Here is a 10,763-nt window from a genome sequence, read left to right as displayed (position 1 = left end):
ACGTCTGTTGGCAAACAGGACAGAGATAGCGTTGATGTCCGTTGGGCATCTTGCCGTGTTTATGGGCTTTAGAATGATCACACAAAGGGCATTGCATGGACGAGTTGCAGATGAGAGATCCCCTCTAATCTACCAATCCCACGTTTATTTGACGCACTACCCTTTAAAATTTGTCAAATATGCCTTTTTTGATGCCAATTCCAAGCATGAGCCAATATTTCTTTTAGGGCTGGGTACTTAGGTTCCCAGCCCAAAATATTTCTAGCTTTATCGCTACTGCCGACAAGAATTGGCGGATCTCCAGGACGGCGATCGCTCATCACTACTTTTATCTCTCGGCCTGTGACGATCCTTGCTGTATCAATTGCTTCTTTGACAGAAAATCCTTGACCGTTGCCTAAATTAAATACAGTAGTATTTCCCCCATTTAATAAGTATTCCAAACCAAGAATATGAGCATCGGCTAAGTCTGTGACGTGAATATAATCACGGATGCAGGTTCCATCGGGGGTAGGATAATCAGTGCCAAAAACTGACACCGAATCGCGTTTACCTAGCGCTGCCATCAACACTAAAGGTAGCAGATGAGTTTCGGGGTTATGATCTTCTCCTAGCAAGCCGTTGGGATCGGCTCCGGCGGCATTGAAGTAGCGAAAACAAACAGATTTTAGACCGTAAGCCACATCAAAATCTTGCAAAATTCGCTCTACCATTAATTTAGTAGCGCCGTAGGGATTAATCGGATTTTGGGAGTGGTCTTCGGTTATTGGGACGGTATGAGGTACACCGTAAGTAGCGCAAGTAGAAGAAAACACAAAATTCTTAATTGAAGCAGCGATCATTGCTTCTAACAAAGTTATCGTTCCAATTACATTGTTGCGATAATATTTAGCTGGGTCATTAACAGATTCTCCTACATAAGCGTAGGCGGAAAAGTGCATGACTGCGGCAATATTACGGCTGGCAAATAGTTTATCAAGCAAAGAGCGATCGTTAATATCACCAACAATTAGCTCTGCTTTGAGTACATTTTCTACTAAGTCTCGATGTCCGTAAACCAAGTTATCGAGAATAATTACTTCATAACCTGCATTCATCAGAGCAAGCACTGCATGGGAGCCAATATATCCTGCTCCCCCCGTAACTAAAATAGTAGGTTTTACAGGTGTCATTTTTTCTCCTTTTTACCTCAACTTTACTTAGTTTAATCGAGGTGTCTTACTAAACAAAAAATCCATCAGCAAAATGCTAGATGGATTTTTAGATTTATGGAGCTTACGGGAATCGAACCCGTGTCCAAATTGGGTATTGACTCCCCGTTCATTCACAGGTTTATCCTATCTAATCCTCAAGGCGGGAACCGTCCCTTATCCCGGACGGTGGGATGCACTGGTTAAGTCTTAACTAGCAAACCACCCAGAGAACATTTGCTAGAGCATCCGTTGGGGGTTGGTCTATAGTCCTTAACGGAGTCAAACTATAGACGCTCACAGTGGACGAGAGTTTTTAGGCTACGGCTACTGCTTTACGAGCGAAAGGAACGATGTTGTTCGCATTTACTTTTTTTTGAGTCTTTGATTTACGAGAGGAGACTCGCTCTCGACCTGCATCACAGAGTAGCTTTCGCCAACCTGTCGAAACCTTTAAAGCCCCGCGTTCTCCTATTATAGTTCGTTATTAGGAAATTGACATCTTGAGCAATTAGTTGTTGCTGGTAGGGTTGGTTGTAGGATGCGATCATGTTTGGTGATTATTACTATATGAAAGTTTTCGTATAACTTGCCGATTACTAATGGATCAAGAAAGCTTGCATATAATCAATAGTTAGATGTTTCGATAGAAGAACAAGTGCCTGAAGATATAAACACACTAGACATGGATGCTCTACTTTTTGTAGACACAAATATTCTTCTTGACTTTTATCGTATACAAAAATCAGACATAAGCATGAAATATCTTAAACAGTTGGAGGCTTGCAAAGAACGATTAATAATTGGCTCTCAGATCGAAATGGAATGTAAAAAAACAGACAAAAAGTTATTGTTGAATCACTGAAACAGTTTTCAACTCCTGATTGGGCCAAGTTAACTACGCCTGCTCTAGTTATTGGACTTCAGGCATCACAGATGATAGAGAAAAACCGTAAAGAAATTATAAGTCAATACAAAGTAGTTAATAAAAAAAATTCAGGAAATTCTAACCAACCCCTCGCAAAATGATCCTGTATTTCAATCTCTACAGAGATTGTTTGGAATTACTTCCCCGTACAACTTGGCTCGTGAGTCAAAAGAACGTTTTAAAATTCGACGTTTAGCTCGCAAGAGATTTTGTTTGGGATATCCACCTCGAAAATCTAATGATACTTCTATTGGAGATGCTGTTAATTGGGAATGGATCGTTCAATGCGCCATGGATAGTCATAAAGATATCGTAATTGTTACCAGAGATAACGACTACGGAGTTATTTATAATGAACAATCCTATTTAAATGACTGGTTGAAGCAAGAGTTTAGACAAAGAGTAAGTCGGCGGCGGAAAATCTTTCTCACACACAAATTATCAGTAGGACTAAAAATTGTTCATGCAGCAGTTACTGAAGAAATGGAAAAAGCAGAGCAACAGCTAATTGAGTGTCAAAACATCCTAGATGATTTTCATCAGAAGAATATAGGAGAGTTTACGATGTGAGTCCACTCATACCTAAATAACCCTGTTTTATTTGTAACGCAATCGCGCTTTGAGTTATTAGTAGAGTAGAGCGATTAGGTTGTGAAATGCGATCGCACTTCCAGAAAAATGTTATTTATTGGTGACAATGAAACAGTATTTGGCAGTGATGCTTTTAAAGGCGATCTGTTGGTGTTCAGTCTCAGCAAGCAAATTCAGCGTTTGGATAAACTAAAGAAGTGCTAACTTCACTTTGCTAGGAAACCGTGAAAGCATGATAAACCGAGAGCAATTGATTCAGGAACTCGAACAAGCTCCCGACGAGCTAGTACAAACAGTGCTGGATTTTTTTACATCGGGTTAAGGCTATACCCAAAAAACATCCTTTGACGAAGTTCGCAGGAATTTTAAGTGACTCAGAGGCGGAAGAACTACAACAAGAGATAGCAAAAGAGCGTCGCCAGGTAGATTTGAATGAGTGGTGAGATTGCCCTAGATACCTCTGTTACGGTTCGTTTCTTGAATGGAGACACAACGATTCCTGAAAAAGTGCTGACATTACCGGAAATAGTTTTACCAATGTTTGCTGTCGGAGAATTGCTATTTGGTGCAGAAAACTCTACACGTTTGGTAATAGTTTCTAATATTTTGAAGTCGCTAATTTACCATTTATGCAACAGGTCTATTTTTACCTAATTAAGCAAACAAAAAGCGCTAGAATTTCTAGCGCTCTTAACAAATTCTAATTAATGTGCTGATTAAGTTAAGGCTTCCGCACCACCAACAACCTCTAGAATCTCTTGAGTAATCGCCGCTTGACGGGCTTTGTTGTAAGTCAACGACAGGTTGCCAATTAGTTCTTTGGCGTTGTCGCTGGCGCTGTTCATCGCTGTCATCCGGGCTGCTAGTTCGCTGGCTGCCGATTCTTGCAATGCTCGTAGTAGCTGGTTATTTAAGTATAACGGCAACAAGGCATCCAGAATTTGTACCGGATCTTGCTCGAATAACATATCACGGGGAAAAGGACGAGCTTCGGTAGTAACTCTTTGTCTTTCCACCTCAAACTCACCGCCGCGAGTTGTCAATCTAAAGATTTCATCATCCGCCGCCTCTAACCCTTGGGGATCTAGAGGTAGCAACGTTTGAACTACTGGGCGAGAGCTAATTAGTGAAACGAATTTGGTATAAACCAATTCAATTCTGTCTACACTCTCAGATAAAAACAAGGACAGCAGTTGATCGGCAATATTAGACGCTTCTGCTGCCGTTGGAATCTGCTCTAAGCCCGTATAAACGCCCTCAATAGGCTGAGTGCGGCGCTGGAAGTATTGAGAAGCTTTACGACCAACTAGAATGTACTTGTAGTCACGTCCTTCGGCTTTGATTTCCTTAGCGCGATTTTCTGCCCGACGGATAATATTGCTATTGTAACCACCACATAAACCGCGATCGCCAGAAATGACTAATAAGCCAATAGTTCCGACTTGGCGCTGCTTAAGAAGGGGCAAATCCGCTTCTTCAAACCTTAAACGAGTTTGTAACCCAAATAATACTTGAGCCAAGCGATCGGCAAACGGACGAGTTGCAATTACTTGTTGTTGCGCTCTCCGTACCTTAGCTGCCGCTACTAGGCGCATAGCTTCAGTGATTTTTTTGGTATTTTTGACTGAATTGATGCGATCGCGAATTGCTTTGAGATTAGCCATATTTTTATTACCTCTAATAACAATTTAGCGATTAGCCATCCTAACCGCTAAATTGCTAACAGCTTATACCGATGCCATGAAGGTTTGCTTGTACTCGTTGATGGCTTCTTTGAGAAGTTTCTCGGCTTCATCGCCTAGCTTCTTCTCGCTGCGGAGTAATTCGCCGTATTGAGCTTTGCTGCTTTTTAGATAATCCCGCAGTCCTGTAGTGTAAGCAGATATTTGGTCTACATCGATGTCATCTAAGTAGCCGTTAATTCCGGCGTACAGAATTGCTACTTGGTCGCCGACAGATAAGGGCGAGTATTGAGGCTGCTTCAATAGTTCTTGCAGGCGCTTACCCCGTGATAGCTGATTTTGGGTAGCTTGGTCTAAATCGGAAGCAAACTGAGCAAATGCTGCTAAATCGTCATACTGAGCAAGTTCTAGCTTAATTTTTCCAGCTACCTGCTTCATCGCTTTAGTTTGAGCCGCCGAACCTACCCTTGATACGGAAATACCAGGGTTTACCGCCGGACGCAAGCCAGAGTTAAACAAGTTGGAAGATAAGAAGATTTGCCCGTCCGTAATCGAAATTACGTTAGTCGGAATGTAAGCCGATACGTCTCCAGCTTGAGTTTCGATAATAGGTAAGGCGGTCATGCTACCTTCACCGAGTTCGTTACTCAATTTTGCAGCCCGCTCTAGTAAACGGGAGTGGAGATAGAATACATCGCCGGGGTAAGCTTCCCGTCCTGGTGGACGACGGAGTAATAGCGACATCTGACGATAAGCTTGGGCTTGCTTGGAAAGATCGTCGTAGATAATTAAGGTTGCTTTGCCTTTATACATAAAGTATTCAGCCAAACTTGCGCCTGTGTAAGGAGCTAAGTATTGCAGGGTAGCTGGAGCATTGGCATTAGCTGTAACTACGATGGTGTATTCCATCGCGCCTTTTTCTTGCAGCACGTTGACGATATTCGCTACTGTAGAAGCTTTTTGTCCGATCGCTACATAAACGCAAATTACATCTTCGCCTTTTTGGTTAATGATGGTATCAACGGCGATGGATGTTTTTCCAGTTTGGCGATCGCCAATAATCAATTCTCGTTGGCCGCGTCCTACAGGAATCATTGCATCAATAGCCGTGATCCCAGTTTGCATTGGTTCGTATACCGAACGACGTTCAATAATTCCGGGTGCGCCGGATTCAATCAAACGGCTTTCGCTAGTATTAACATCGCCTTTACCATCAATGGGACGAGCTAGAGCATCTACAACTCTACCAATCATCGCATCGCCGACGGGGACTTGAGCAATTTTTCCGGTGGCTCTAACCGAGCTACCTTCTTGAATATCGCGCCCTTCACTCATCAATACCGCGCCTACGTTGTCTTCTTCGAGGTTTAAGGCGATACCAATCGAGCCATCTTCAAATTCGAGTAATTCCCCAGCCATGGCTTTTTCTAAGCCATAGATCCGGGCGATCCCGTCTCCTACTTGTAATACCGTACCAACGTTATCAACTTTAACGTTTTGGTCGTACTGCTCAATTTGCTGCTGGATAATGCTGCTAATTTCGTCGGGTCTAATACTAATAGCCATGTTTATCTTCGGTGATTTAGGATTGTTTGACTAAAATAAAGGGGATTTAATTCCCTCTCAAATTGCCTTGCGCTAAGAAAACTTTCAACTAGCCTCTAGTTAAGCTTAAAGACAGGCGACGCAACTGACCTCGAAGACTAGCATCAATTACTTGAGAGCCGACTTTAACGATCGCTCCAGCAATTAATTCTGAATCAAGTTTCGTATCTAGCTCGACTTCGCGGGCGTTGGTCATCGATTTGACTTTATCTTTAATCGATTGCTGCTGTTCTTCGCTCAGTTCTACGGTAGATGTTACTTCTGCTAAAACTGTTTGATTTAGTTGGCGCAAAAGATTCAAATACTGCTGACAAATTCCTTCTAACAATAATATCCGTCGCCGATCTACCAGTATTCGCAAAAAGTTACGCAAATAAGGATGAACGCGATCGCCTATTACTTGTTCTAATACCTGCTTTTTGTCTTGTTCTTTCACAAAAGGATTAGCTACAAAGTTCTGCAACTGGTCGGAAGATTGCAGCAAACTTAGCAAAGAGCGGACATCTGCGCCAATTTCCTCGGTAATGTTTTGCGATTTTGCCGAAGACATTAGCGCCTGAGCGTAAGGCATTACTACTTCTGAATCTATACCGCCACTTCCTTTCATTAGGCTTCACTCCCTAATAGCGTTATGCTACGGTCTAATAATTTCTGTTGAGCATTGCTATCTACTTGCTGACGTAGTTCTGATTCTACTTTTTGCAAAGCTTTAGCGACTACTTGCTGGCGCAGATCGGCGATCGCTCTTTCCGTTTCTGTATTCAAGTCATTCGCTGCCATTTGTTTCATCTGCTCTACGTCTTTTACTGCTTGAGCTAAAATTGCTTCTTTGGCAGCTTGGGCGTTTTCTTCCGCAGTTTTGCGTATCCTTTGAGCCTCAGCTTGAGCTTGAGTTAGCTTTTGTTGAGCCTCAGACAAGGCTGAAGCGGCTTCTTTGGCGCTTTTCTCCGCCGCTTGAATTTCGGTGGCAATCCCAGCTTTGCGCTCAGTCAAAATATTGGTTAACAGCCCCCGACCAAAGTAAAACAATACCCCAATCAAAATGGCTAGATTAATGATATTTGTTTCAAAAATGTCGAGATTGAGACCAAAACCGCCTTCGGCTTCCGCGTGGGCTGTACCTACCTCGGCGGCGGCGGTGAGTAAATAACTTCCGATTATATTCATCTACAACTGCCCTGCTCGATTGCTAATAAAATAAATTTGGTTGTTAGTGTGTGGCAATTGCTTTATCTAGCTGGCTCTAGCAGTTTGTCCATAATTTGCCGACTCAGAGCCTCTACTTGTTGCTCCAATGAGCGCATTGCTTCAATCTTTTGCTTGTCTATCTCTTGTTGTGCCTGTTCTCTTTGGCTTTGAGCTTCTTTTTGAGCTTCGGCAACTTTTTGACTCGCAATGGTTTGAGCTTCGCCTTGGGCAGTAGTAATCACTGATTGAGCCTGTTTCCGGGCTTCGTTTAACTGCTGCTTGTATTGGGCTGCCAATTGTTCGGTTTTAGCTAGGCGATCGCGGGCATCCGTTTTGTTGGTACGAATATAATTAGTGCGATCGTCCAATACTTTAGTAATTGGCTTATAGAAAATTACATTCAATAAAGCTGCTAGGAGGAGAAACTGCAATGCCATTAAGGGCAAAGTAGCGTCAAAATCAAACATTGTTTTCCCCTTGGACTAGAACAGCAATTTTAATTACAGGCAACATCATTCAACCTTTGATAAATTCAATAAACCCCTAACTGCGGTGGGGGTAATTACCTTAATCACTCTTAATTAACTTGCTCTAAGTGTAGAGACGCGATTTCCACGTCTCTAAAAATGCGACTTTTCTTAGGAAGCGAAAGGATTAGCAAATAGCAATACTAAAGCAATAACTAGACCGTAAATGGTAAGAGATTCCATGAACGCCAAGGTTAGTAGTAAAGTACCGCGAATTTTGCCTTCTGCTTCTGGTTGACGAGCAATACCTTCTACCGCTTGTCCGGCAGCATTTCCTTGACCAATACCAGGTCCGATTGCAGCTAAACCAATTGCTAAAGCAGCAGCGATTACAGAAGCAGCAGCGACTAATGGATCCATGATGATTTCCTTACCTAAAATGTACAAAAAATGAACGTTAACAGATGCGTATTTTACGCGCTATTTAGTGCGATCACACTCAACTGAGGGCTATGAATGCTCCTCGTGTTCTTCAGAGCCATGCCCCTCTAGTGCTTCATGGATGTACGCGGCGGCTAGGGTGGCAAAAACTAGAGCTTGAATGGCGCTAGTAAATAATCCCAAAGCCATTACGGGCAGTGGTACAAACAAGGGAACGAGTAAAACTAATACTCCCACCACCAATTCATCCGCCAAGATGTTACCAAATAAACGGAAGCTTAGGGAAAGGGGCTTGGTGAAATCTTCTAAAATTGCGATCGGTAGTAGTATCGGTGTGGGTTCGATGTATTTTGTAAAATACCTCAAACCTTTTTTACTAAAACCTGCGTAAAAGTACGCCAAAGAAGTCAGTAAAGCCAGGGCTACGGTGGTATTGATGTCATTAGTGGGTGCGGCTAATTCACCTTCTGGAAGTCTAATCAACTTCCAGGGGATTAATGCACCCGACCAATTTGATACAAAAATGAACAGAAATAAAGTTCCAACAAATGGAACCCAAGGACGGTATTCTTTTTCACCGATTTGGTTTTTTGCTAAATCCCGAATGAACTCTAGGGCGTATTCCATAAAATTTTGGATGCCGCTAGGAATTCGTTGGATATTTCGAGTTGCAGCTAGAGAAGCTATCACTAGAAGGGAAATTACAAACCAGGAAGTAAGAAATACTTGTCCGTGAATTTTGAGACTGCCCAATTGCCAGTAGAAATGCTGACCGACTTCTAAGGCGGCGAGGAACTTATAGTTAAAGGCGTTTAACACACTGAGCATTTCCATTGCGGAAGTTTTCGATCCTAAAGTTTTAGGAGTTAACTTGCGATTTTTTCAAAACCTAACTTCTTTAAGAGTCAGGAGTAAAAATCGTGCGGAGCGTATACACGAGGAGCGTGGCTTTGTAAGTCAGAAATCCCAAGAATACGGGCAAGATTTGCAGATGATCCCATTGACTTGCTACAACTAGCAATCCAATCAGCAGTGCAAATCGATTTTTACTCAACTGGGGGCTTTCTACGCCAAGTTGCTCGACATTTTTACCCAACATTTTCAAGTAAACCACACCAGTGCATGACCCGATCAGATAATTTAGGGCAATGTTAAGCGAGTAAAAAATCCATACAGAGATAAAAATTATCCCGGTCAAAACCAGGGTAATTGAAAACAACTCTTTGGAGAGTTGATAAAATTCCTGCATCGATTTTCCCGATTCTGAAGGGGCAGAATCGGGGGAAGAATTTTCTTCGACTTCGGGTGTGGTCGTGGGTTCGTTTGACAAGCTCACAGGACTCGCAAACCGTCATTAATTAAGTGGTTTGACTCCAAAGAGCCAGAAAAGATCGTAGCACAGGTGTGGTAACGATTCTTTAAAAATAATTAACTAGGTGTAAGCATAACTAACTGTTGAGAAAGTAATTGTCTTACTTTCTCTAAGTCCAACGGTACTTTTATCAAGATTTCGCCTACAGTTTTGGTTGAATTGCGAAGCCCTGCGTGCGCGCTTGCGCTATCGCACTGTTGCAAAAACTCAAACTCAAGTTGCGATAAATTGACAATTTGGTAATCGTAGTTAAATAAGCACTTACTTTCCCAACCTTCCATACACGGATGACGTTCGGGAATTGCCGCTAAAAGGGTTTCATCAACTGACCAATCGTTTTTAGGTAAAGGCGCACGTCCTAAAAAGAACTCGTAATGAGTGACTTCAGGGTCTAGTAATTCAATCAAACGGTAAATTTCGCGATCGCTTAATTTTTCTACCCTTTCCTGTAACGAGGGCTCTTTGCCCAAAAGTCGCTCTATTTGCCAAAAATTAGGATTAGAAAAGCCTAAAAAGGCTAACTCTGAAGCATCAATGAGTTCAAACAAAGTTTCAATATTGTAGTCAATCTCTTGGGGATGGACGTACATATCAGCAAAACATTCATCGCGCTGATTTTCCATTGACCAACGCTCTTTTTCTCTCTTGACAAGGCGGTTGTTTTCTGGTAGTGCAGAAAAGAGTTTGCGTCCAACTTCAACACCATCGCGGTAATCACCAATCTTGTCATTTTGGAGGAGGGCGATCGCGCGCTGCATCAAACGAATTTCCCAGCGTCCCAATTCTCCATAGACAAAAATGTGCATCAAGCCGCCGGGAGCTACCTTTTTGGCTAAAGCCTGAATACCGCGAATTGGATCGTCTAAGTGGTGCAGTACGCCAACAGAGTTAATTAAGTCAAACTCCCCCTCAAGCTGGTCTGCGTCGTATAAACTTAATTGATGAAATTGAACGCGATCGGCTCCTGATCGCTGACAGCGTTCTTTGGCTACCGCTAGAGTACCCGCGCTAAGATCGATACCAACTACTTGAGATTGGGGGTTTAAGTGTACTAAATATTCCGTACTTACACCCGAACCACAGCCAGCATCAAGAATGCGAACATCCTGTTTTTGGGGCTTTTGTCCGGTGCAGAAATTGTAAGCAGCTTGCCAATTCCAACGCCAGTTGTAACCTGGTGGTGGCTCATCTAGCAAGGGTTCGGGAGGAAAGGGATAAGTATCGTAGAGTTTGGCAACAGCAGCGCTAACGCTTTGAGGATCTGGCATAGTGAGAAAAATTGCAGCATCCCGTAGTTTA

General features: G+C 42.7%; 15 protein-coding genes, 1 other RNA gene and 1 pseudogene. 5 read left to right on the top strand and 12 right to left on the bottom strand.

Going from position 1 to position 10,763, the window contains the following annotated elements; translation table 11 throughout:
- The 3 genes from AC2VE5_RS06300 to ssrA form a co-directional block, all read right to left on the bottom strand.
- A partial coding sequence (locus AC2VE5_RS06300) for an IS1/IS1595 family N-terminal zinc-binding domain-containing protein (RefSeq protein WP_486886923.1) occupies positions 1-97 on the bottom strand: 97 nt, incomplete at its 3' end.
- A 76-nt stretch (positions 98-173) separates the two neighbouring features.
- A complete protein-coding gene (gene galE, locus AC2VE5_RS06295; protein WP_486886917.1) occupies positions 174-1,172 on the bottom strand; it encodes a UDP-glucose 4-epimerase GalE in 999 nt (332 codons plus the stop codon).
- Positions 1,173-1,266: 94 nt separating this feature from the next.
- Positions 1,267-1,653, bottom strand: a transfer-messenger RNA (tmRNA) gene (ssrA, locus tag AC2VE5_RS06290).
- Positions 1,654-1,875: 222 nt separating this feature from the next.
- On the opposite strand from ssrA, the gene AC2VE5_RS06285 reads away from it, so the two are divergent.
- The 5 genes and pseudogenes from AC2VE5_RS06285 (at position 1,876) to AC2VE5_RS06265 (ending at position 3,363) form a co-directional block, all read left to right on the top strand.
- On the top strand, positions 1,876-2,055 hold the full coding sequence (locus tag AC2VE5_RS06285; RefSeq protein WP_486886922.1) for a PIN-like domain-containing protein: 180 nt from the start codon (positions 1,876-1,878) through the stop codon (positions 2,053-2,055).
- A gap of 216 nt (positions 2,056-2,271) precedes the next feature.
- Positions 2,272-2,688, top strand: a complete 417-nt coding sequence (locus AC2VE5_RS06280; RefSeq protein WP_486886916.1) for a PIN domain-containing protein — start codon at positions 2,272-2,274, stop codon at positions 2,686-2,688.
- An 81-nt stretch (positions 2,689-2,769) separates the two neighbouring features.
- Positions 2,770-2,913 (top strand): hypothetical protein, encoded by a 144-nt coding sequence (locus AC2VE5_RS06275; RefSeq protein ID WP_486886915.1) that lies wholly within the window; start codon positions 2,770-2,772, stop codon positions 2,911-2,913.
- A 28-nt stretch (positions 2,914-2,941) separates the two neighbouring features.
- Positions 2,942-3,152, top strand: a pseudogene (locus AC2VE5_RS06270) (hypothetical protein).
- Positions 3,142-3,363: a PIN domain-containing protein gene (locus AC2VE5_RS06265; RefSeq protein ID WP_486886914.1), complete on the top strand. Its 222-nt coding sequence runs from the start codon at positions 3,142-3,144 to the stop codon at positions 3,361-3,363. The pseudogene AC2VE5_RS06270 and the gene AC2VE5_RS06265 overlap by 11 nt, the downstream one beginning before the upstream one ends.
- A gap of 62 nt (positions 3,364-3,425) precedes the next feature.
- On the opposite strand, the gene AC2VE5_RS06260 is transcribed toward AC2VE5_RS06265, so the two are convergent.
- From AC2VE5_RS06260 to AC2VE5_RS06220, 9 genes are all read right to left on the bottom strand, one after another.
- The gene (locus AC2VE5_RS06260; RefSeq protein ID WP_486886913.1) at positions 3,426-4,373 is read right to left on the bottom strand and encodes a F0F1 ATP synthase subunit gamma; all 948 of its coding nucleotides are present in this window, start codon (positions 4,371-4,373) and stop codon (positions 3,426-3,428) included.
- A gap of 63 nt (positions 4,374-4,436) precedes the next feature.
- The gene (gene atpA, locus AC2VE5_RS06255; protein ID WP_486886912.1) at positions 4,437-5,957 is read right to left on the bottom strand and encodes a F0F1 ATP synthase subunit alpha; all 1,521 of its coding nucleotides are present in this window, start codon (positions 5,955-5,957) and stop codon (positions 4,437-4,439) included.
- 88 nt (positions 5,958-6,045) lie between these two features.
- Positions 6,046-6,603, bottom strand: a complete 558-nt coding sequence (gene atpH / locus AC2VE5_RS06250; RefSeq protein ID WP_486886911.1) for an ATP synthase F1 subunit delta — start codon at positions 6,601-6,603, stop codon at positions 6,046-6,048.
- Positions 6,603-7,163 (bottom strand): F0F1 ATP synthase subunit B, encoded by a 561-nt coding sequence (locus AC2VE5_RS06245; RefSeq protein WP_486886910.1) that lies wholly within the window; start codon positions 7,161-7,163, stop codon positions 6,603-6,605. Before AC2VE5_RS06245 ends, atpH begins: the two co-directional genes overlap by 1 nt.
- A gap of 62 nt (positions 7,164-7,225) precedes the next feature.
- Positions 7,226-7,651 (bottom strand): F0F1 ATP synthase subunit B', encoded by a 426-nt coding sequence (locus tag AC2VE5_RS06240; protein WP_486886909.1) that lies wholly within the window; start codon positions 7,649-7,651, stop codon positions 7,226-7,228.
- Positions 7,652-7,822: 171 nt separating this feature from the next.
- Positions 7,823-8,071 carry an ATP synthase F0 subunit C gene (gene atpE / locus AC2VE5_RS06235; protein ID WP_009634175.1) on the bottom strand — a complete coding sequence of 83 codons (249 nt, stop codon included), beginning with the start codon at positions 8,069-8,071 and terminating at the stop codon, positions 7,823-7,825.
- A 90-nt stretch (positions 8,072-8,161) separates the two neighbouring features.
- Positions 8,162-8,926, bottom strand: a complete 765-nt coding sequence (gene atpB / locus AC2VE5_RS06230) for a F0F1 ATP synthase subunit A (RefSeq protein WP_486886908.1) — start codon at positions 8,924-8,926, stop codon at positions 8,162-8,164.
- 64 nt (positions 8,927-8,990) lie between these two features.
- The gene (locus AC2VE5_RS06225; RefSeq protein ID WP_486886907.1) at positions 8,991-9,428 is read right to left on the bottom strand and encodes an N-ATPase subunit AtpR; all 438 of its coding nucleotides are present in this window, start codon (positions 9,426-9,428) and stop codon (positions 8,991-8,993) included.
- Positions 9,429-9,520: 92 nt separating this feature from the next.
- Positions 9,521-10,732, bottom strand: coding sequence for a class I SAM-dependent methyltransferase (locus tag AC2VE5_RS06220; RefSeq protein WP_486886906.1), 1,212 nt, complete (start codon positions 10,730-10,732; stop codon positions 9,521-9,523).
- Positions 10,733-10,763 lie beyond the last annotated feature (31 nt).

It is taken from the genome of Aliterella sp. E5.1 (assembly GCF_057473825.1).
The sequence above is the reverse complement of the archived record's forward strand: the minus strand, read 5'-3'. Positions and strand labels throughout refer to the sequence as shown.